The organism is Enterobacter cloacae complex sp. S3 (genome assembly GCF_014930495.1).
Lineage (GTDB): Bacteria > Pseudomonadota > Gammaproteobacteria > Enterobacterales > Enterobacteriaceae > Enterobacter > Enterobacter asburiae_B.
In genome coordinates this window covers 1-19,496 of sequence record NZ_JADBRD010000023.1, presented here as the reverse complement: position 1 = coordinate 19,496, position 19,496 = coordinate 1, and the positions used below count along the sequence as shown (strand labels likewise).

The window sequence follows — 19,496 nt, the reverse complement described above, 5'->3', positions numbered from 1 at the left end:
TATGATTTTTTATGCATATTTTGTGATTATATTTTCACAATCACTGTGACATAAAAATGGATGGTCATGACATGGCAACTGAACAACCAGCAATTACCCGCGCGACATTTGATGAAGTGATCCTGCCGATTTATGCACCGGCTGAGTTTATCCCGGTGAAGGGGAAAGGCAGCCGCGTCTGGGATCAGCAGGGTAAAGAGTATGTGGATTTCGCGGGCGGGATTGCGGTCACGGCGCTGGGTCATTGCCATCCCGCGCTGGTTGAGGCGCTGAAAACCCAGGGCGAAACCCTGTGGCATACCAGCAATGTGTTCACCAACGAACCGGCGCTGCGCCTGGGCCGGAAGATCATCGATGCGACCTTTGCCGAGCGCGTGCTGTTTATGAACTCCGGCACTGAAGCCAACGAAACTGCGTTTAAGCTGGCGCGCTACTACGCGACAACGCGCCACAGCCCGTACAAAACCAAAATCATCGCCTTCCACAATGCCTTCCACGGACGCTCCTTCTTTACCGTCTCCGTTGGCGGCCAGCCGAAGTATTCCGACGGGTTTGGCCCGAAACCGGCCGACATCGTCCACGTACCGTTTAACGATCTGCACGCGGTGAAAGCGGTCATGGACGACCACACCTGCGCGGTGGTGGTCGAGCCTATCCAGGGTGAAGGCGGCGTGACGGCGGCAACTCCGGAATTCCTGAAAGGGCTGCGCGCGCTGTGCGACGAGCATCAGGCGCTGCTGGTCTTTGATGAAGTGCAGTGCGGGATGGGGCGTACCGGCGATCTGTTCGCTTATATGCACTACGGCGTGACGCCGGACATCCTGACCAGCGCCAAAGCGCTCGGCGGCGGTTTCCCGGTGAGTGCGGTACTGACGACGCAGGAGATCGCCTCCGCGTTCCACGTCGGTTCTCACGGTTCCACCTACGGCGGTAACCCGCTGGCGAGCGCCGTGGCGGGTGCCGCATTCGACATTATCAACACGCCGGAGGTGTTGAACGCCGTGAGCGCGAAGCGCGAGCTGTTCGTAAAACACCTGCAAAAGATTGATGAACAGTACGATGTGTTCAGCGAAATTCGCGGGATGGGGCTGTTGATTGGCGCCGAGCTGAAGCCGCAGTACAAAGGCCGGGCGCGCGACTTCCTGCACGCCGCCGCCCACGAAGGGGTGATGGTGCTTAATGCCGGGCCTGACGTGATGCGCTTTGCGCCGTCGCTGGTGGTAGAAGACAAAGACATCGAAGACGGTTTAACCCGCTTTGCCGCGGCGGTCGAGAAGATCGTAAAAGGCTAATACTCGGTTCGCTTTAGCCGGCGCGTTAACCAAATGCCGTGATGCGGACGCTGACGCCATGCCACCGACGAAATGGTGTGCATGGTGTTCAGATGCCCCAGAACGCGCTGTAAATGCTGCTCCAGGGTGCTCATTGGCCCGTGGGTCAACGTCTCCGGCGCTTCCAGAATGTTTGAGTCGCCCGACTCGCCCGGCGCGTCATACTCCAGACGCTGCTGGCACCTCTGCAACGCAATTTCACACGACTGCAAATAGCGCTGCGCCAGATCCGGCGTCAGCATCGTGTGCTCGCGCGCCAGCGTGGTCATGGCGTTAATATGCTCGACGATAAACTGGCTGTGCGTCACCCAGAGCTTCATGTCTGCCAGATAGTGCGAGTTAAAGCCCGGCTCCTGCATCGCCTGGTTGAGCGAGTTAAACAGGGCGTTGTGCGCCTGGTTGACCTTCATCCGCTGATAGGCCAGCGGGGAGGGCTGCGGGTCGTCGCTCAGGATCAGGCGAATAGCCTGCTGGTCGGCTTCCAGCGCGTCGTGGGCGTTCTGCCTCAGCAGCCCGCTCTGCCACTGCGGCCACAGCCAGACCATGCCGCCAAAGGCAATCAGGCAGCCGATCAGGGTATCAATCAGTCTGGCGACAATAAACTGTTCGCCATTGAGCGTGAGCAACTGCAGCGTATATACCGCCGTCACCGTAAAGCCCACCATCGCCCAGCCGTAGTTTTTGCGGATAATCAGGTAGCTCACCAGCGTAATCGCCAGCATCCCTGCCAGGGTATAGCCTTCCGGCACGTGGAAGTGCAGCGTCACGCCTGCAATGATCAGCCCGGCCAGCGTTCCGCCAGCCCGGTGCAGAATACGCACCCGCGTGGCGCCGTAGCCGTTCTGGGTGACAAACAGCACGGTCATTAAGATCCAGTACGGTTTCGGCAGGTGCAGCGCCATGCCCATCAGGCTGGCGGTACTGAGCATCACGCTAATCCTTGCGGCGTTGCGCAGGGCGGACGATTTAAGAGAAAGATAGCTTTTGAGCGCGGGCAATAACGGAAGCCGTTTTTGCTTATCCGCCATCAGGTCGCGGGGATAAAGCGGGCGCTGTGTGCGCAACACGCGGGCGATGCGGCTGAAGTGCCAGGCGGCAAACTGGCCGACCGGGTTATCGGGATGCTGACGGGCGATTTTCTCCAGCGCGCCCAGCTGTTTTTCCATGTTAAAGCGCGTCGGGTAGCGGTGGTAGAGAATATCATCGGCCAGCACGCGCAGACGTGCGGACACGGTTTGTGCGTTCCAGCGGATCACCGCTTCGGCGTGGCTGCGCTCAACCAGCTTTTGCACCTCCTGCGGGTGATGAAGGCTTACGGAGATGTGCTCCTGCAGATCCAGCCCGACCTGGAAGGTGCGCAGCAGCCGTTTGTATTCGTGGTTCTTGTTGGCGGCGAGCATATGCAGCTGCTGATAGCACTGGCTTATGAGATCCACCACCTTCTGCTGGCGCGTCAGCAGCGGCGGTAAGGATTTTTCCGGGTCGGTATGCTGGGTGAGCAGGGTATATTTGGCCTCGCAGTAATCCGCAAGCTGCACATAGAGCAGGCTCAGGGATTCACGCAGAGGCTGCTCCCGCCACAGCCAGAACCAAAACCAGTTAAACAGCCCGTACCATAATGTCCCCAGGGCGTAGATCAGCAGCGGCTCCCACACCGGCATGTTCCCGGCGAGGCTCAGCGTGAAAATGGCCGCAATCAGCGAGGCGGGAAGCAGGCGAGCATGCAGCGAACTGATTTCCGCCGTGACGCCAAGGGTCATCGCCAGCACGGTCAGGATCAGCGGCAGCGGGATATCACGAGCCAGTAACAGCTGTACGGCGAGGCTACAGCCCGCAAACAGGCAGCCGCCGATAATCAGGCGTTTGAAAAAGCGCTTATGCGGCGTGTCCAGACCGGCGATGTTGCAGCAGGCGGGCACGAGGGAAAACAGCAGGCCTTGCTGAAGATGTCCGAGGATCAGGCCTATGGCCACAGGAAGACACAACACCAGCGTTTGTCGCAGTGCGTAGTTAACTTCCGGGTGATAGATCAGCCTGCGCCACATGGGGAATAGAGACAAAAACGGCGTGACACCTTGCGATGGCACGCCGTTTAAGCGGAATTAACGCGTTCCGTAGACCACGATGGTTTTACCGTGGGCGGAGATCAGGTTTTGATCTTCCAGCATTTTCAGGATACGGCCCACTGTTTCACGGGAGCAACCGACGATCTGACCAATTTCCTGACGGGTAATTTTAATTTGCATGCCGTCCGGGTGGGTCATGGCGTCTGGCTGTTTCGCCAGGTTCAACAGGGTTTGTGCGATACGGCCGGTAACGTCCAGGAAGGCGAGGTTACCCACTTTCTCTGACGTGACCTGCAGACGGCGCGCCATCTGGGAAGAAAGACGCATCAGGATGTCAGGGTTAACCTGAATCAGCTGACGGAACTTCTTGTAAGAAATTTCAGCCACTTCACATGCTGTCTTTGCTCGAACCCAGGCGCTACGTTCCTGGCCCTCTTCAAACAGGCCCAGTTCACCGATGAAATCGCCCTGGTTCAGATAAGAAAGGATCATCTCTTTCCCTTCTTCATCTTTGATCAGCACTGCCACCGAGCCTTTAACGATGTAATACAACGTTTCCGCTTTTTCACCCTGGTGAATCAGCGTGCTCTTCGATGGGTACTTATGAATGTGGCAATGAGACAAGAACCATTCGAGAGTCGGGTCTGTTTGCGGTTTGCCAAGCACCATGCGCTGTTATCCTCTGTTATAAGCTGTCACCAGAGTCATCAGATGCATCCGGACTCTGGGGTTGCAATCGAATTCTTACCCATACCCTGGGAAGTCGGCTACCGTAACGTTTCGCAGCCAGTAAAGTTTGATGTCCTCTGCATACACGTGTAACGTCAATGTATTACTGTAGCATCCTGAGTGTTTTAGCATAGCTTTCGCCGCGTGTCTCCTGGTGTCTCGCTTCAGCATGATGCAGGTCGCCTTCCATTGCGAGAAATGTAACGCACGCGTAATCTGTCACCAAAAATGCAACGTTGGAGTTAATGAATATGCAAGCGCGCGTGAAATGGGTTGAAGGTTTAACGTTCCTGGGCGAGTCCGCGTCAGGACACCAGATTTTGATGGACGGTAACTCCGGCGATAAAGCACCCAGCCCAATGGAAATGGTGCTGATGGCGGCAGGCGGATGCAGCGCAATTGACGTGGTGTCGATTCTGCAAAAAGGACGTCATGACGTGACGGATTGTGAGGTTAAACTCACGTCAGAGCGTCGCGAAGAGGCGCCACGCCTGTTCACCCATATTAACCTGCACTTTGTGGTCACCGGTAAAGAGCTGAAAGACGCGGCGGTCTCGCGTGCGGTGGACCTGTCTGCGGAGAAGTACTGCTCTGTGGCGTTAATGCTGGAGAAAGCGGTAAAAATCACGCATTCGTATGAAGTGATCGAGGCGTGATTGATGGGGCATCGTGCGTGTTGATGCCCTCACCCTAACCCTCTCCCACAGGGAGAGGGAACATGCTCACGCGATCTGCTTCCCTTCCATCAGTCGCTCCACCAGCGGCGTCATGATGAGCTCCATCGCCAGCCCCATTTTTCCGCCCGGCACGACTAACGTATTCATGTGCGAAATAAACGAGCCCTGCAGCATTGCCAGCAGCCAAGGGTAATCAATGCCTTCGAGATTGCGGAAATGGATCACCACAAAGCTCTCATCCAGCGACGGGATGCTTTTAGCGGCAAACGGGTTCGAGGTGTCCACCGTCGGCACGCGCTGGAAGTTGATATGGGTGCGGGAGAACTGCGGCGTCAGGAAGTTAATGTAATCCTCCATGGAGCGCACCACGGAGTCCATCACCGCCTCTCGCGAATGGCCGCGCTCGCTCATGTCGCGCGTCAGCTTCTGGATCCACTCCAGGTTAACGATAGGGACCACGCCGACCAGCAGATCCACGTGGCGCGCCACGTCGTGTTGAGGGGTGACCACGCCGCCGTGCAATCCTTCGTAAAACAGGACGTCGGTGGGTTCCGGCAGCGGCTGCCACGGGGTAAAGGTTCCCGGCACCTGATTCCAGGGTACGGCTTCATCATAGGTGTGCAGATACTTGCGGGATTGCCCTTTGCCGCTCTTACCGTACTCTATAAAGGTTTGTTCCAGCAGGCCAAAGTCATTGGCCTCCGGGCCGAAGTAGCTGATGTGTTTACCCGAATCGCGCGCCTTACGAATGGCCATGTCCATCTCCGGACGCGTGTAGCGGTGAAAGCTGTCGCCTTCGACCTCCGCCGCACGGAGATTCAGCTGGGCGAAAATCTTGCGAAATGCGAGGCTGGTGGTGGTGGTTCCCGCACCACTCGACCCCGTAACGGCAATAACCGGATGTCTGGCAGACATAGCAACTCCCTGACTGAAAAGGGTGGAAGATCAGCCGTGAAACGCGTTGCGGGGCATGATATTGACCGTCTCATGCAGTTCTGACCACACCAGCACCACGTCGCCGCTTTTCAGCTGGCGCTTAACATCGTTGACCTTTTGCTCAAGCGAGCGTTCCTGTTCACCATAATCGGTGCCTTCGCGTAATACAAAGCTTTCAATCAGATTATCGAGCGTTTCGGGAGCCAGATCCTGCCAGGGAATAATCATTTTGCACCGTCCAGATAAGGGGTCAGCCAGTCAGGAATTCGCGCCTCAAGCCACATTTTCGGGCGGCGCAGCGTGCCCCCGATAAACCCGACGTGGCCGCCATGCTCGGTCAACTGATAGTGAACGTTGTCGGGCAGGAATTCCTGAGCGGGGATCGAGTGATGATCCATAAACGGGTCATCTTTGGCATGAATAATCAGCGTCGGCTGCGTGATCTTGCTGAGCAGCGGCATGGCGCTGCACTGACGATAATAGTCAATCGCATCGGCGAAGCCGTGGATTTTCGCGGTGATCAGGTCGTCGAAATCGCGGATACGACGCACCTTTTTCAGCTGGCGCAGGCTTACCGGCAGGGTATCCGGGTAGGCCTTCAGCTTACGCGCCGCGTTGGCCTTCAGAAGGTTGAGCAGGTAGCGCTGATAGACGCGGGAAAAGCCTTTATCCATGTGGTAGCTACACTGCTCAAGCATAAACGGCGCGGAGACAATGACGGCGGCATCCAGCGGTACGCTTTCGCCCTCTTTGGCCAGCAGACAGGCCAGCATATTCCCGCCCAGCGAGTAGCCCACGGCGGCCGTTGGCACGGTGCCATAATTTTCCCGCAGCCAGTGTAAAAACCACGTCCCGTCTTCGGTTTCACCCGAGTGATAAATGCGTTTCTGACGATTCGGTTCACCGCTGCAGCCGCGAAAATGCATCACCACGCCGAGCCAGCCGCGCGCTTTTGCCGCCTCAATTAGCCCATGTGCATACGGGCTGTGCAGGCTGCCTTCCAGACCGTGGAAAACCACCAGACGCGGCTTATGGCGAGCCTGTTCAGGCGCTTCGCTCCAGGCGAGATCCAGAAAATCACCGTCTGGCAGGTCAAGCCGTTGCCAGTGCGGGGTGAACTGAACCTTGCGGCGGATCAGTCGCGGCAGCATGGTCTGCAAATGCGGATTGGCCACGCCGCGCATAGGCACGAACTCAGTGCTGTCTTCGGCCGCAATGTCGAAGTCTGATGGAATGATTTGGGTCATAAGCGCGATGCTGATTCTTGTCGGAAATTTACGATACTTTCCGAATTGTACCCCGTTTAAGCTGGATTTCCGAACCCGGTACGGATTCTGCTCTTCAAACGGGGTAAATAAGTCAGTCAGCCTGCAGCATCGCTTCCAGCTGTTCCTGCGCGTCGAGCCACGCCATCTCGCACTCTTCGAGACTGGATTTGGTCTTCGCCTGGGTTTGCAGGCAGTCGGTCAGCTCAGCCTTGCGGCTCTGGTCATACAGGCCGCTATCGCCGAGCTTCTCTTCAACGATAGCAAGCGTGGCGTTGAGTTTTTCCATCTCTTTTTCGAGACGGGTAATCTCTTTACGCAGGGGCTGCGTCTGGGTGCGGAGCTCCGCTTCACGGCGCTTCTGGTCTTTACGCGCCTGCGCGCTGTTGGCGTTGTCTTTCGCTGACTCTTCCGGCTGGTTTTCCTGCTTCTGCACGTCCGTCAGCCACTGCTGATAGTCTTCCAGATCGCCGTCGAACGGTTCGACTTTGCCGCCGTGCACTAAATAGAGATCGTCCGTGGTGGAGCGGATCAGGTGACGGTCGTGCGAAACCACCACCAGCGCGCCTTCGAACTCAATCAGCGCTTCGGTCAGCGCCTGACGCATGTCGAGATCCAGGTGGTTGGTCGGTTCATCGAGCAGCAGCAGGTTCGGGCGCTGCCAGACGATCAGCGCCAGCACCAGACGGGCCTTTTCGCCGCCGGAGAAGCGCTCGGTGTTTTCAGTCACCTTATCGCCCTGGAAGCCGAAGCCGCCGAGATAGTCGCGCAGCTTCTGCTCCATCTCCTGCGGCGCAAGACGCGCGAGGTGCTGAATCGGCGATTCATCCGCGCGTAAAAATTCCAGCTGATGCTGGGCGAAGTAACCCAGCTTGATACCCTTCGCCAGACCAATTTCACCGCTGACCGGGTTAAGCTCGCCCGCCAGCAGTTTGATCAGCGTCGATTTACCGGCGCCGTTACGCCCCAGCAGGCCAATGCGGGAACCCGGCACCAGGTTGAGCTTGATGGAGTCGAGAATAATGCGGTCGGCATAGCCCGCGCTGACTTTTTCCATTTTCAGCAGCGGGTTAGGCAGGCTTTCCGGCTCGCGGAAGCTGAAGTGGAACGGGTTATCCACGTGCGCCGGGGCGATCATCTCCATGCGTTCCAGCATCTTGATGCGGCTCTGGGCCTGCTTGGCTTTTGAGGCTTTGGCCTTAAAGCGATCCACGAAGCTCTGCAGGTGCGCCACGCGCTGCTGCTGGCTTTCGTACATGGACTGCTGCTGGGCGAGACGCGTCGCGCGCTGGCGCTCGAAGGAGCTGTAGTTGCCGGTGTACTCGAACATCGTTTGCTGTTCGATATGAATGATTTTATCCACTACCGGGTCAAGGAAGTCGCGGTCGTGGGAGATCAGAATCAGAGTGCCCTGATAGCTCTTGAGCCACTTCTCCAGCCAAATAACCGCATCGAGATCGAGGTGGTTGGTCGGTTCGTCAAGCAACAGCAGGTCAGAGCGGCAGATCAGCGCCTGCGCCAGGTTGAGGCGCATACGCCAGCCGCCGGAGAAGTCGCTGACCGGGCGTTCCAGCTGTTCGTTGCTGAAGCCCAGGCCGTGCAGCAGGCTGGAGGCGCGGGAGCGAATGGTCCACGCATCGATGGCGTCCAGCTTGCCGTGAACGGTGGCGATGGCGTGACCGTCGTTGCGCTCGTTAGCAGAATGAAGTTCCGCTTCCAGCTTGCGGTATTCACGGTCGCCGTCGATAACATAGTCGAGTGCCGGTTCGCTCAGCGCAGGCGTCTCCTGGTTTACCCAGGCGAGCTGCCAGTTCCCCGGGAAGGTAAAGTTACCGCCATCCGCGCTAATCTCGTTTTTCAGCAGCGCCAGCAGGGTGGATTTACCGCAGCCGTTTTTGCCGACCAGACCCACTTTTTGGCCCGGGTTGATGGTAGCAGTGGCGTTATCCAGCAGGACGCGCACGCCGCGACGAATTTGTAACGAGGAGAAAACAATCATAGAAGCGCCGTATGTTCCGACTATGTTAATTTGTCATTATGATAATGTAAGGTGTGGGCCATTTTCCGCACCGGGCCGCCATGGTAGCCCAAAACAGCGACGATACACAAAAACAGAAACAAGACCGGGAGGGGAATGATGTCTCAGACAGCAAAAGTGCTGCTGCTGTATGCCCATCCGGAATCTCAGGACTCGGTGGCAAACCGGGTGCTGCTTAAGCCGGCCACACAGCTTAGTAACGTAACGGTGCACGATCTCTACGCGCACTATCCTGATTTCTTTATTGATATCCCTTACGAGCAGGAGCTGCTGCGTCAGCATGACGTGATTGTGTTCCAGCATCCGCTTTATACCTACAGCTGTCCGGCGCTGCTGAAAGAGTGGCTGGACCGCGTGCTGAGCCGGGGCTTCTCCAGCGGGGTGGGGGGCAACCAGCTGGCGGGAAAGTACTGGCGTAGCGTGATTACGACCGGTGAACCCGAAAGCGCTTACCGTCACGACGGGCTGAACCGCTATCCGATGAGCGATATCCTCAGGCCATTCGAGCTGACGGCGGCCATGTGCCGTATGCACTGGATGAGCCCGATTATTGTCTACTGGGCGCGGCGTCAGGATCCGAAAGAGCTGGCAAGCCACGCCAGAGCCTATGGTGAATGGCTGGCGTCACCTATTCCGGCAGGAGGTCGTTAATGGAAGGATCGAATTTACTCCTCGCCGGGGTGCTGTTTTTATTTGCGGCCGTCGTTGCGGTGCCGCTTGCAGCCCGTATTGGTATCGGTGCGGTGCTGGGGTATCTGCTGGCGGGGATCGCGATTGGCCCATGGGGGCTGGGATTCATCAGCGATGTCGATGAGATCCTCCATTTCTCCGAGCTGGGCGTGGTGTTCCTGATGTTCATCATCGGCCTGGAGCTGAATCCTTCGAAATTGTGGCAGCTCCGACGCTCTATCTTTGGCGTGGGCGCCGCGCAGGTGTTGTTCAGCGCCGCGATCCTGGGTGGCCTGTTAATGCTGACCAACTTTTCATGGCAGGCGGCGGTGATTGGCGGGATAGGCCTTGCGATGTCGTCGACGGCGATGGCGCTGCAGCTGATGCGCGATAAGGGGATGAACCGTAACGAAGCCGGTCAGCTGGGCTTTTCGGTGCTGCTGTTCCAGGATTTGGCGGTGATCCCGGCGCTGGCGCTGGTGCCGCTGCTGGCGGGGTCCGGGGACGATCACTTCGACTGGGCTAAAATCGCCATGAAGGTGCTGGCCTTCGCGGGCATGCTGATTGGCGGTCGTTTCCTGTTACGTCCCGTGTTCCGCTTTATTGCCGCGTCGGGCGTTCGCGAGGTGTTTACCGCCGCGACGCTGCTGCTGGTGCTGGGATCGGCGTTGTTTATGGACGCGCTGGGGCTGTCGATGGCGCTCGGGACCTTTATCGCCGGGGTGCTGCTGGCGGAGAGCGAGTATCGGCACGAGCTGGAAATTGCCATCGATCCCTTCAAAGGGCTGCTGTTAGGCCTGTTCTTTATTTCTGTGGGGATGGCGCTCAACCTCGGTGTGCTCTATACCCATCTGCTGTGGGTGGTCGTGAGCGTCGCTATCCTGGTGGCGGTGAAGATGCTGGTACTGTACGTCATGGCGCGTATCTACGGGCTGCGCAGTTCGGAACGCATGCAGTTTGCCAGCGTGTTAAGCCAGGGAGGCGAGTTCGCGTTTGTGCTGTTCTCGACCGCATCCTCCCAGAAGCTGTTTAAAGACGATCAGATGGCGCTTTTGCTGGTGACGGTCACGCTGTCTATGATGACCACGCCGCTGCTGATGAAGCTGGTGGATAAACTGCTGTCGCGCCGCCTGAACCCAAATGACGATGAAGACGAAGCGCCGTGGGTGGAAGACGATAAGCCGCAGGTGATTGTGGTGGGCTTTGGCCGTTTTGGACAGGTTATCGGGCGTTTGCTGATGGCAAACAAAATGCGCATTACGGTACTGGAGCGTGATATCAGCGCGGTCAACCTGATGCGCAAATATGGCTACAAGGTTTACTACGGCGACGCGACCCAGCTTGAGCTGCTGCGCTCGGCGGGGGCGGAAGCGGCAGAGTCCATCGTGATTACCTGTAACGATCCGGAAGACACGATGAAGCTGGTGGATCTGTGCCAGCAGCATTTCCCGCATCTGCATATTCTGGCGCGTGCGCGGGGACGTGTTGAAGCTCACGAATTGTTGCAGGCGGGTGTGAAACACTTCTCCCGTGAGACGTTCTCCAGTGCGCTGGAGCTGGGTCGTAAGGCGCTGATCTCGCTCGGCATGCATCCGCATCAGGCGCAGCGCGCCCAGATGCACTTCCGCCGGCTGGATATGCGGATGTTGCGCGAGCTGATGCCGGTACATACCGATACGGCGCAGATATCCCGCGTGCGGGAAGCGCGTCGCGAGCTGGAGGAGATCTTCCAGCGAGAGATGCAACAGGAACGACGCCAGCTTGATGGCTGGGATGAATTTGAATAAAGGGTAACGAAAGATGGCTGTACGTAAACGCTTTATCGCGGGTGCAAAATGCCCGACCTGTCAGGCGCAAGATACCCTGGCGATGTGGCGGGAAAATAATGTTGATGTTGTTGAGTGTGTTAAGTGCGGTCACCAGATGCGTGAGGCCGATAAAGAGGCCCGCGATCACGTTCGCAAAGAAGAGCAAGTTATCGGGATTTTTCATCCGGACTAGCGATATGCCCTGAGTTTTTTTAAGCTAAAGGGTACACGGGTGCAGATTTCCGCTACAATCTGCGCCAGCAATTTTCCCACGCTCAGGAGATATCATGAAAGTAGCAAAAGACCTGGTGGTCAGCCTGGCCTATCAGGTACGTACAGAAGACGGTGTGTTGGTTGATGAGTCTCCGGTGAGTGCGCCGCTTGACTACCTGCATGGTCACGGTTCCCTGATTTCCGGCCTGGAAAACGCGCTGGAAGGTCATGAAGTTGGCGACAAATTTGACGTTGCTGTAGGCGCGAACGACGCTTACGGTCAGTATGACGACAACCTGGTTCAGCGCGTTCCTAAAGACGTGTTCATGGGCGTTGACGAACTGCAGGTTGGCATGCGCTTCCTGGCTGAAACTGACCAGGGCCCGGTTCCTGTTGAAATCACCGAAGTGGAAGATGACCACGTCGTGGTTGACGGTAACCACATGCTGGCTGGCCAGAACCTGAAGTTCAACGTAGAAGTTGTTGCGATCCGTGAAGCGACCGAAGAAGAGCTGGCTCATGGCCACGTTCACGGTGCGCACGGTCACGACCATGACCACGATCACGGCCACGACGGCTGCTGCGGTGGTCACGGCCACGATCACGACCATGGTCACGACCACGGTAAAGGTGGTTGCGGTAACGGCGGCTGCGGTTGCCACTAATACCCGTCGTCTTTCAAGCCGCAGGTGCGTTGGCTGCGCTTTCAAACCCCGGTCACATAGTTATCTATGCTCCCGGGGATTTTCAAGCTTGCCGCCTTCCTGCGACACGAAATCCATAGGGTATTTGGTATGTAGGCCCGGTAAGCTTCGCGCCACCGGGCACAAAAAAAGCGGGATAATCCCGCTTTTTTTGTGCCTCAATAATGAGGAGGTGGCGTCTCTTCTGACTGAGAGGCAATGTTTGACGGCTGCGTGGCCTTCAGTTTTTCAGTCAGCAGGCGCATATGATCCCGCAGTTTTGCCATTTCGAGCTCATGTGCGGTCACGGTCTGGTTTAGCTCTTCGATGGTGATGTCCTGAAAAGCCAGGCGGCTTTCCAGCTCAGCCATTCTCGCTTCTATTGCTGTATCCTTCATCATTCACCTCGTTTATTTCAGATTCGCCATAATGGCCCTGCGGCGGCGCAGTTTAACTGAGTTTATCCTTAAGTACAGTCCGCATCCCCTTGGCAGGAAACTTATTTAAACAAAAATAGTCTGAAAAGTGGCGAGAATTGGAAGTGTCTGTCTGTAGATTTCTTCCGCAACGTTTTATAGTACGTAACTCATTTACGTTTAACGCTGGGGTGAGAGTCCCCAGGCCCTGGAGATATGGATGAAATCACTGTTTAAAGTAACGCTGCTGGCGACGACGATGGCTGTTGCGCTGAACGCGCCGCTGTCATTCGCTGCTGATACTGCTGCGAAGCCTGCTGCCACTGCAGACAGCAAAGCGGCGTTCAAAAATGACGACCAGAAATCCGCCTACGCACTGGGCGCATCTCTGGGTCGCTACATGGAAAACTCTCTGAAAGAACAAGAGAAACTGGGCATCAAACTGGATAAAGCTCAGCTGATCGCGGGCGTTCAGGACGCATTTGCAGATAAGAGCAAGCTGTCTGACCAGGAAATTGAACAGACTCTGCAGGCGTTCGAAGCGCGCGTGAAGGGTGCCGCGCAGACCAAGATGGACGCGGACGCTAAAGACAACGAAGCGAAAGGCAAAGCCTACCGCGATACCTTTGCCAAAGAGAAAGGTGTGAAAACCTCTTCTACCGGCCTGGTGTACAAAGTTGAGAAAGAAGGCACCGGCGATGCGCCTAAAGACAGCGACACCGTTGTTGTGAACTACAAAGGTACGCTGATCGACGGTAAAGAGTTCGATAACTCTTACACCCGCGGTGAGCCGCTCTCTTTCCGTCTGGATGGTGTGATCCCTGGCTGGACTGAAGGCCTGAAAAACATCAAGAAAGGCGGCAAGATCAAGATGGTTATCCCACCGGATCTGGCCTATGGCAAAACCGGCGTTCCGGGTATCCCTGCCAACTCTACGCTGGTCTTTGACGTAGAGCTGCTGGATATCAAACCGGCACCGAAAGCGGATGCGAAAGCAGACGCACCGGCTGACGATAAAGCCGCTGCTGCTAAGAAGTAATGTTGAAAAAAACCGCCGCCTTTCAGGCGGCGGTTTTTTTATTGTGGGGCAGATATAATTAACACTGGAAAGCGCCACGCACGCTGTATTAATTTAGTTGTCCGTGTAGATAATGAGCCTGCCCTGAAAACCTAACGACAGGCTCCTGAAAAGGAGTGTTTTTTTCATGTCCAGGTCGCTTTTAACCAACGAAACCAGTGAACTTGATTTGCTGGATCAACGTCCTTTCGATCAGACCGACTTCGATATTCTGAAATCCTACGAAGCGGTAGTGGACGGGTTAGCGATGCTCATTGGCTCCCACTGCGAAATCGTATTGCACTCCCTGCAAGATCTGAAGTGTTCCGCCATCCGCATTGCGAATGGTGAGCATACTGGCCGTAAAATTGGTTCGCCAATTACCGACCTTGCATTGCGTATGCTGCATGACATGACCGGCGCGGACAGCAGCGTCTCAAAATGCTATTTCACCCGCGCCAAAAGCGGCGTGCTGATGAAATCAGAAACCATCGCGATTCGAAACCGCGAGCATCGTGTTATTGGGCTGCTGTGCATCAACATGAACCTTGATGTGCCATTCTCGCAAATCATGAGCACCTTTATTCCACCAGAAACGCCGGACGTTGGCTCTTCTGTTAACTTTGCCTCCTCCGTTGAAGATCTGGTGACCCAGACGCTTGAGTTTACGATTGAAGAGGTGAATGCCGATCGCAACGTCTCGAACAACGCCAAGAATCGCCAGATCGTGCTTAATCTCTACGAAAAAGGGATTTTTGATATTAAAGACGCCATCAACCAGGTGGCCGATCGTCTGAACATCTCCAAGCACACGGTCTACCTCTATATTCGCCAGTTCAAAAGCGGCGATTTCCAGGGACAAGACAAGTAATGCGTTTTGCGTTAATGGTGACAGGCCCGGCGTACGGCACTCAGCAGGCCAGCAGCGCGCTGCAGTTTGCGCATGCGCTACTGGCGGCCGGACATGAGCTAGCGAGCGTCTTCTTCTATCGGGAAGGGGTGTATAACGCGAATCAGTTTACGTCACCGGCGAGCGACGAATTCGATCTGGTGCGCGCCTGGCAGGCATTAAACGAAAAGCAGGGCGTAGAACTGCACATCTGCGTGGCGGCGGCACTGCGCCGCGGGGTGACCGATGCAACCGAAGCCGCACGTCTTGGTTTATCGGGTTCTAACCTGCAGCCCGGCTTTTCGTTGAGTGGCCTGGGTGCACTGGCACAGGCGGCATTAACCTGCGACAGAGTGGTGCAATTCTGATGAAGCGTGTCGCGTTTGTTTTTTCCTCCGCACCGCACGGCAATGCGTCCGGCAGAGAAGGGCTGGATGCGCTGCTCGCGACCTCAGCATTGACCGAAGATATCGGTGTCTTCTTTTTGGGCGACGGCGTATTTCAGCTTCTGGCGGGGCAGCAGCCTCAGGCCATTCTGGCGCGTGATTACATCGCGACGTTCAAAGTATTACCGCTTTACGATATCGAAACCTTCTATGTCTGTGCCGACTCCCTGGCCGCGCGCGGTTTAAACGAGGCAACGCCTTTCGTGCTGGATGTGACAGTCCTGTCTTCTGCTGCACTGCGCGAACACCTTTCCCACTACGACACCGTTCTGACTTTCTGAGGCTGACATGCTCCATACTCTGAGCCATTCACCGTGGCAATGTGATATCGATGCGTTACTGAGCATGCTGCGCGAAGGTGATGACCTGCTGCTGATTCAGGATGGTGTGCTTGCCGCACTGGACGGCAGTCGTTTCGTTGAAATTCTCACGAATGCCCCCATAACAGTCTCTGCGCTGAAGGACGATCTGGATGCGCGGGGTCTTTCTGGTCAAATTTCAGCCAAAATTGACGTGGTTGGCTATACTGATTTCGTCAATCTTACTGTGACGCACGCCAGTCAAATGAACTGGTGATTTGAGATCGCTGTATATTTCTTGACACCTTTTCGACGTAGCCCTAAAATTTCGCGTCCTCATATTGTATGAGGTCGTTTTATTACGTGTTTACGAAGCAAAAGCTAAAACCAGGAGCTATTTAATGGCAACAGTTAACCAGCTGGTACGCAAACCACGCGCACGCAAAGTTGCAAAGAGCAACGTGCCTGCGCTGGAAGCCTGCCCGCAGAAACGTGGCGTATGTACTCGTGTATATACCACCACTCCTAAAAAACCAAACTCCGCACTGCGTAAAGTATGCCGTGTGCGTTTGACTAACGGTTTCGAAGTGACTTCCTACATCGGTGGTGAAGGTCACAACCTGCAGGAGCACTCCGTGATCCTGATCCGTGGCGGTCGTGTTAAAGACCTTCCGGGTGTTCGTTACCACACCGTTCGTGGTGCGCTCGACTGCTCAGGTGTTAAAGACCGTAAGCAGGCTCGCTCCAAGTACGGCGTGAAGCGTCCTAAGGCTTAATGGTTCTCCGTTAAGTAAGGCCAAACTGATTTATCTTAATGTCAAACTAAACTCTTTGAGTTTTGGACAATCCTGAATTAACAACGGAGTATTCCCATGCCACGTCGTCGCGTCATTGGTCAGCGTAAAATCCTTCCAGATCCGAAATTCGGATCAGAACTGCTGGCAAAATTTGTAAATATCCTGATGGTAGATGGTAAAAAATCTACTGCAGAAGCAATCGTATACAGCGCGCTTGAGACCCTGGCTCAGCGTTCTGGTAAAAATGAACTGGAAGCTTTCGAAGTCGCTCTCGACAACGTTCGCCCAACCGTAGAAGTTAAGTCCCGCCGCGTTGGTGGTTCTACTTATCAGGTTCCAGTTGAAGTTCGTCCGGTTCGTCGTAATGCTCTGGCAATGCGTTGGATCGTTGAAGCTGCTCGTAAACGCGGTGATAAATCCATGGCTCTGCGTCTGGCGAACGAACTTTCTGATGCTGCAGACAACAAAGGTACTGCAGTTAAGAAACGTGAAGACGTTCACCGTATGGCTGAAGCCAACAAGGCGTTCGCACACTACCGTTGGTAATCCCTTCGGAGTATTAGTCACCAGGCGGGCGCTTCAGAGAAGCCGCCCGCTCTGGGTAACTTAACTGAACGCCTAAAGATATAAACGAGGAATCAAATGGCTCGTACAACACCCATCGCACGCTACCGTAACATCGGTATCAGTGCGCACATCGACGCCGGTAAAACCACTACTACCGAACGTATTCTGTTCTACACCGGTGTAAACCATAAAATCGGTGAAGTTCATGACGGCGCAGCCACCATGGACTGGATGGAACAGGAGCAGGAGCGTGGTATCACTATCACCTCCGCAGCGACTACTGCATTCTGGTCAGGTATGGCTAAGCAGTACGAACCGCATCGCGTAAACATCATCGACACCCCAGGGCACGTTGACTTCACCATCGAAGTAGAACGTTCCATGCGTGTTCTTGACGGCGCGGTAATGGTTTATTGCGCAGTTGGTGGTGTTCAGCCACAGTCTGAAACCGTATGGCGTCAGGCGAACAAATATAAAGTTCCACGCATCGCGTTCGTTAACAAAATGGACCGTATGGGTGCTAACTTCCTGAAAGTTGTTGGCCAGATCAAAACCCGTCTGGGCGCGAACCCTGTTCCGCTGCAGCTGGCAATTGGTGCTGAAGAAGGCTTCACCGGCGTTATCGACCTGGTGAAAATGAAAGCCATCAACTGGAACGATGCAGACCAGGGCGTTACCTTCGAATACGAAGATATCCCAGCTGCAATGCAGGACCTGGCTGACGAATGGCACCAGAACCTGATCGAATCCGCTGCTGAAGCTTCTGAAGAGCTGATGGAGAAATACCTGGGTGGTGAAGAACTGACTGAAGAAGAGATCAAAAAAGCTCTGCGTCAGCGCGTTCTGAACAACGAAATCATCCTGGTAACCTGTGGTTCTGCGTTCAAGAACAAAGGTGTTCAGGCGATGCTGGATGCGGTAGTTGACTACCTGCCATCCCCAGTTGACGTTCCTGCGATCAACGGCATCCTGGACGACGGTAAAGATACTCCGGCTGAGCGTCACGCAAGCGACGAAGAGCCATTCTCTGCACTGGCGTTCAAAATTGCTACCGACCCATTCGTGGGTAACCTGACCTTCTTCCGCGTTTACTCTGGTGTGGTTAACTCCGGTGACACCATCCTGAACTCCGTGAAAGCGGCGCGTGAACGTTTTGGCCGTATCGTACAGATGCACGCTAACAAACGTGAAGAGATCAAAGAAGTTCGTGCGGGCGACATCGCTGCAGCTATCGGTCTGAAAGACGTGACCACTGGTGACACCCTGTGTGACCCGGATCACCCGATCATTCTGGAGCGTATGGAATTCCCTGAGCCGGTAATCTCCATCGCAGTTGAACCAAAAACCAAAGCTGACCAGGAAAAAATGGGTCTGGCTCTGGGCCGTCTGGCGAAAGAAGACCCATCATTCCGCGTATGGACTGATGAAGAATCTAACCAGACCATCATCGCTGGTATGGGTGAACTGCACCTGGACATCATCGTTGACCGTATGAAGCGTGAATTCAACGTTGAAGCGAACGTGGGTAAACCTCAGGTTGCTTACCGCGAAGCGATTCGCGCGAAAGTTACCGATGTTGAAGGTAAACACGCTAAGCAGTCTGGTGGTCGCGGTCAGTACGGTCACGTTGTGATCGACATGTACCCACTGGAGCCGGGCTCTAACCCGAAAGGTTACGAGTTCATCAACGACATCAAAGGTGGTGTAATTCCTGGCGAATACATCCCAGCCGTTGATAAAGGCATCCAGGAACAGCTGAAAGCGGGCCCTCTGGCTGGCTATCCGGTTGTTGACATGGGTGTTCGTCTGCACTTCGGTTCTTACCACGACGTTGACTCCTCTGAACTGGCGTTTAAACTGGCTGCGTCTATTGCCTTTAAAGAAGGCTTTAAGAAAGCAAAACCAGTTCTGCTTGAGCCAATCATGAAGGTTGAAGTAGAAACTCCTGAAGAGAACACCGGTGACGTTATCGGTGACTTGAGCCGTCGTCGCGGTATGCTGCGTGGTCAGGAATCCGAAGTAACTGGCGTTAAGATCCACGCTGAAGTTCCGCTGTCTGAAATGTTCGGATATGCAACTCAGCTGCGTTCTCTGACCAAAGGTCGTGCATCATACACCATGGAATTCCTGAAGTATGATGATGCGCCTAACAACGTTGCTCAGGCCGTTATTGAAGCCCGTGGTAAGTAATCCACAGGATTAAAACCTAAGTCCCGTGCTCTCTCCACAGGGGAGAGCACTATAGTAAGGAATATAGCCGTGTCTAAAGAAAAATTTGAACGTACAAAACCGCACGTCAACGTTGGTACTATCGGCCACGTTGACCATGGTAAAACTACCCTGACTGCTGCAATCACTACCGTTCTGGCTAAAACCTACGGTGGTTCTGCTCGTGCATTCGACCAGATCGATAACGCACCAGAAGAAAAAGCTCGTGGTATCACCATCAACACTTCCCACGTTGAATATGACACCCCGACTCGCCACTACGCACACGTAGACTGCCCAGGCCACGCCGACTATGTTAAAAACATGATCACCGGTGCTGCGCAGATGGACGGCGCGATCCTGGTTGTTGCTGCGACTGACGGCCCAATGCCTCAGACTCGT

The 19,496-nt window shown here is 55.2% G+C and carries 22 protein-coding genes; 15 read left to right on the top strand and 7 right to left on the bottom strand.

Features of this window, described 5'->3' with window-relative positions:
- The first annotated feature begins 71 nt into the window (after positions 1-71).
- Positions 72-1,292, top strand: a complete 1,221-nt coding sequence (locus IM317_RS14820) for an aspartate aminotransferase family protein (RefSeq protein ID WP_172421409.1) — start codon at positions 72-74, stop codon at positions 1,290-1,292.
- Here IM317_RS14820 and IM317_RS14815 read toward each other — a convergent pair.
- Positions 1,289-3,376, bottom strand: a complete 2,088-nt coding sequence (locus tag IM317_RS14815) for a YccS/YhfK family putative transporter (RefSeq protein ID WP_033146797.1) — start codon at positions 3,374-3,376, stop codon at positions 1,289-1,291. The two genes, IM317_RS14820 and IM317_RS14815, sit on opposite strands and share 4 nt — an antisense overlap.
- Before the next feature lie 57 nt (positions 3,377-3,433).
- The gene (gene crp / locus IM317_RS14810; protein WP_000242758.1) at positions 3,434-4,066 is read right to left on the bottom strand and encodes a cAMP-activated global transcriptional regulator CRP; all 633 of its coding nucleotides are present in this window, start codon (positions 4,064-4,066) and stop codon (positions 3,434-3,436) included.
- A 311-nt stretch (positions 4,067-4,377) separates the two neighbouring features.
- Between crp and IM317_RS14805 the strand changes: the two genes are divergently transcribed.
- Positions 4,378-4,782, top strand: a complete 405-nt coding sequence (locus tag IM317_RS14805; RefSeq protein WP_008503018.1) for an OsmC family protein — start codon at positions 4,378-4,380, stop codon at positions 4,780-4,782.
- Positions 4,783-4,848: 66 nt separating this feature from the next.
- Here IM317_RS14805 and IM317_RS14800 read toward each other — a convergent pair whose 3' ends face one another.
- The 4 genes from IM317_RS14800 to IM317_RS14785 form a co-directional block, all read right to left on the bottom strand.
- Positions 4,849-5,718, bottom strand: coding sequence for a phosphoribulokinase (locus IM317_RS14800; protein ID WP_023309465.1), 870 nt, complete (start codon positions 5,716-5,718; stop codon positions 4,849-4,851).
- A 30-nt stretch (positions 5,719-5,748) separates the two neighbouring features.
- Positions 5,749-5,967 (bottom strand): YheU family protein, encoded by a 219-nt coding sequence (locus IM317_RS14795; protein ID WP_008503016.1) that lies wholly within the window; start codon positions 5,965-5,967, stop codon positions 5,749-5,751.
- Positions 5,964-6,986 (bottom strand): hydrolase, encoded by a 1,023-nt coding sequence (locus tag IM317_RS14790; protein ID WP_049014807.1) that lies wholly within the window; start codon positions 6,984-6,986, stop codon positions 5,964-5,966. The genes IM317_RS14795 and IM317_RS14790 overlap by 4 nt, the downstream gene beginning before the upstream one ends.
- A gap of 112 nt (positions 6,987-7,098) precedes the next feature.
- Complete coding sequence (locus IM317_RS14785; RefSeq protein WP_033146795.1) at positions 7,099-9,003, bottom strand: ABC transporter ATP-binding protein; 1,905 nt, start codon at positions 9,001-9,003, stop codon at positions 7,099-7,101.
- A 135-nt stretch (positions 9,004-9,138) separates the two neighbouring features.
- Here IM317_RS14785 and kefG point away from each other — a divergent pair, with 135 nt between their 5' ends.
- From kefG to slyD, 4 genes are all read left to right on the top strand, one after another.
- On the top strand, positions 9,139-9,693 hold the full coding sequence (gene kefG / locus IM317_RS14780; RefSeq protein ID WP_021242220.1) for a glutathione-regulated potassium-efflux system ancillary protein KefG: 555 nt from the start codon (positions 9,139-9,141) through the stop codon (positions 9,691-9,693).
- Positions 9,693-11,498: a glutathione-regulated potassium-efflux system protein KefB gene (kefB, locus tag IM317_RS14775; protein ID WP_033146794.1), complete on the top strand. Its 1,806-nt coding sequence runs from the start codon at positions 9,693-9,695 to the stop codon at positions 11,496-11,498. The genes kefG and kefB overlap by 1 nt, the downstream gene beginning before the upstream one ends.
- A gap of 13 nt (positions 11,499-11,511) precedes the next feature.
- A complete protein-coding gene (locus tag IM317_RS14770) occupies positions 11,512-11,712 on the top strand; it encodes a YheV family putative zinc ribbon protein (RefSeq protein ID WP_033146793.1) in 201 nt (66 codons plus the stop codon).
- A gap of 94 nt (positions 11,713-11,806) precedes the next feature.
- The gene (slyD, locus tag IM317_RS14765) at positions 11,807-12,397 is read left to right on the top strand and encodes a peptidylprolyl isomerase (protein WP_014833521.1); all 591 of its coding nucleotides are present in this window, start codon (positions 11,807-11,809) and stop codon (positions 12,395-12,397) included.
- 197 nt (positions 12,398-12,594) lie between these two features.
- Here slyD and IM317_RS14760 read toward each other — a convergent pair whose 3' ends face one another.
- Positions 12,595-12,813: a protein SlyX gene (locus tag IM317_RS14760; protein ID WP_023309461.1), complete on the bottom strand. Its 219-nt coding sequence runs from the start codon at positions 12,811-12,813 to the stop codon at positions 12,595-12,597.
- A gap of 238 nt (positions 12,814-13,051) precedes the next feature.
- Here IM317_RS14760 and fkpA point away from each other — a divergent pair, with 238 nt between their 5' ends.
- The 9 genes from fkpA to IM317_RS14715 form a co-directional block, all read left to right on the top strand.
- On the top strand, positions 13,052-13,870 hold the full coding sequence (gene fkpA / locus IM317_RS14755) for an FKBP-type peptidyl-prolyl cis-trans isomerase (RefSeq protein WP_023309460.1): 819 nt from the start codon (positions 13,052-13,054) through the stop codon (positions 13,868-13,870).
- A gap of 166 nt (positions 13,871-14,036) precedes the next feature.
- Positions 14,037-14,759, top strand: a complete 723-nt coding sequence (locus IM317_RS14750) for a transcriptional regulator (protein ID WP_014171909.1) — start codon at positions 14,037-14,039, stop codon at positions 14,757-14,759.
- Entirely contained in the window at positions 14,759-15,145 is a 387-nt protein-coding gene (gene tusD / locus IM317_RS14745) for a sulfurtransferase complex subunit TusD (RefSeq protein WP_033146792.1), read from the top strand. Before IM317_RS14750 ends, tusD begins: the two co-directional genes overlap by 1 nt.
- Positions 15,145-15,504 carry a sulfurtransferase complex subunit TusC gene (tusC, locus tag IM317_RS14740; protein ID WP_033146791.1) on the top strand — a complete coding sequence of 120 codons (360 nt, stop codon included), beginning with the start codon at positions 15,145-15,147 and terminating at the stop codon, positions 15,502-15,504. Before tusD ends, tusC begins: the two co-directional genes overlap by 1 nt.
- A gap of 7 nt (positions 15,505-15,511) precedes the next feature.
- Positions 15,512-15,799 (top strand): sulfurtransferase complex subunit TusB, encoded by a 288-nt coding sequence (tusB, locus tag IM317_RS14735; protein WP_033146790.1) that lies wholly within the window; start codon positions 15,512-15,514, stop codon positions 15,797-15,799.
- A gap of 124 nt (positions 15,800-15,923) precedes the next feature.
- Positions 15,924-16,298: a 30S ribosomal protein S12 gene (gene rpsL / locus IM317_RS14730; RefSeq protein ID WP_000246815.1), complete on the top strand. Its 375-nt coding sequence runs from the start codon at positions 15,924-15,926 to the stop codon at positions 16,296-16,298.
- A 96-nt stretch (positions 16,299-16,394) separates the two neighbouring features.
- Complete coding sequence (rpsG, locus tag IM317_RS14725) at positions 16,395-16,865, top strand: 30S ribosomal protein S7 (RefSeq protein ID WP_004106370.1); 471 nt, start codon at positions 16,395-16,397, stop codon at positions 16,863-16,865.
- A 96-nt stretch (positions 16,866-16,961) separates the two neighbouring features.
- The gene (fusA, locus tag IM317_RS14720; RefSeq protein WP_033146789.1) at positions 16,962-19,076 is read left to right on the top strand and encodes an elongation factor G; all 2,115 of its coding nucleotides are present in this window, start codon (positions 16,962-16,964) and stop codon (positions 19,074-19,076) included.
- Between the two features lie 69 nt (positions 19,077-19,145).
- On the top strand, positions 19,146-19,496 hold a 351-nt coding region (locus IM317_RS14715), incomplete at its 3' end, for a GTP-binding protein (protein ID WP_171048787.1).

Bases quoted from the DNA above. Each gene is read 5' to 3' on its own strand.
- kefB (WP_033146794.1), top strand. From the start codon at position 9,693: ATGGAAGGATCGAATTTACTCCTCGCCGGGGTGCTGTTTTTATTTGCG.
- tusC (WP_033146791.1), top strand. From the start codon at position 15,145: ATGAAGCGTGTCGCGTTTGTTTTTTCCTCCGCACCGCACGGCAATGCG.
- fusA (WP_033146789.1), top strand. From the start codon at position 16,962: ATGGCTCGTACAACACCCATCGCACGCTACCGTAACATCGGTATCAGT.
- crp (WP_000242758.1), bottom strand. From the start codon at position 4,066: ATGGTGCTTGGCAAACCGCAAACAGACCCGACTCTCGAATGGTTCTTG.
- IM317_RS14805 (WP_008503018.1), top strand. From the start codon at position 4,378: ATGCAAGCGCGCGTGAAATGGGTTGAAGGTTTAACGTTCCTGGGCGAG.
- IM317_RS14770 (WP_033146793.1), top strand. From the start codon at position 11,512: ATGGCTGTACGTAAACGCTTTATCGCGGGTGCAAAATGCCCGACCTGT.
- rpsL (WP_000246815.1), top strand. From the start codon at position 15,924: ATGGCAACAGTTAACCAGCTGGTACGCAAACCACGCGCACGCAAAGTT.
- IM317_RS14750 (WP_014171909.1), top strand. From the start codon at position 14,037: ATGTCCAGGTCGCTTTTAACCAACGAAACCAGTGAACTTGATTTGCTG.
- IM317_RS14815 (WP_033146797.1), bottom strand. From the start codon at position 3,376: ATGTGGCGCAGGCTGATCTATCACCCGGAAGTTAACTACGCACTGCGA.
- IM317_RS14760 (WP_023309461.1), bottom strand. From the start codon at position 12,813: ATGAAGGATACAGCAATAGAAGCGAGAATGGCTGAGCTGGAAAGCCGC.
- IM317_RS14790 (WP_049014807.1), bottom strand. From the start codon at position 6,986: ATGACCCAAATCATTCCATCAGACTTCGACATTGCGGCCGAAGACAGC.
- slyD (WP_014833521.1), top strand. From the start codon at position 11,807: ATGAAAGTAGCAAAAGACCTGGTGGTCAGCCTGGCCTATCAGGTACGT.
- tusD (WP_033146792.1), top strand. From the start codon at position 14,759: ATGCGTTTTGCGTTAATGGTGACAGGCCCGGCGTACGGCACTCAGCAG.
- IM317_RS14785 (WP_033146795.1), bottom strand. From the start codon at position 9,003: ATGATTGTTTTCTCCTCGTTACAAATTCGTCGCGGCGTGCGCGTCCTG.
- fkpA (WP_023309460.1), top strand. From the start codon at position 13,052: ATGAAATCACTGTTTAAAGTAACGCTGCTGGCGACGACGATGGCTGTT.
- IM317_RS14820 (WP_172421409.1), top strand. From the start codon at position 72: ATGGCAACTGAACAACCAGCAATTACCCGCGCGACATTTGATGAAGTG.
- tusB (WP_033146790.1), top strand. From the start codon at position 15,512: ATGCTCCATACTCTGAGCCATTCACCGTGGCAATGTGATATCGATGCG.
- kefG (WP_021242220.1), top strand. From the start codon at position 9,139: ATGATGTCTCAGACAGCAAAAGTGCTGCTGCTGTATGCCCATCCGGAA.
- IM317_RS14800 (WP_023309465.1), bottom strand. From the start codon at position 5,718: ATGTCTGCCAGACATCCGGTTATTGCCGTTACGGGGTCGAGTGGTGCG.
- rpsG (WP_004106370.1), top strand. From the start codon at position 16,395: ATGCCACGTCGTCGCGTCATTGGTCAGCGTAAAATCCTTCCAGATCCG.
- IM317_RS14795 (WP_008503016.1), bottom strand. From the start codon at position 5,967: ATGATTATTCCCTGGCAGGATCTGGCTCCCGAAACGCTCGATAATCTG.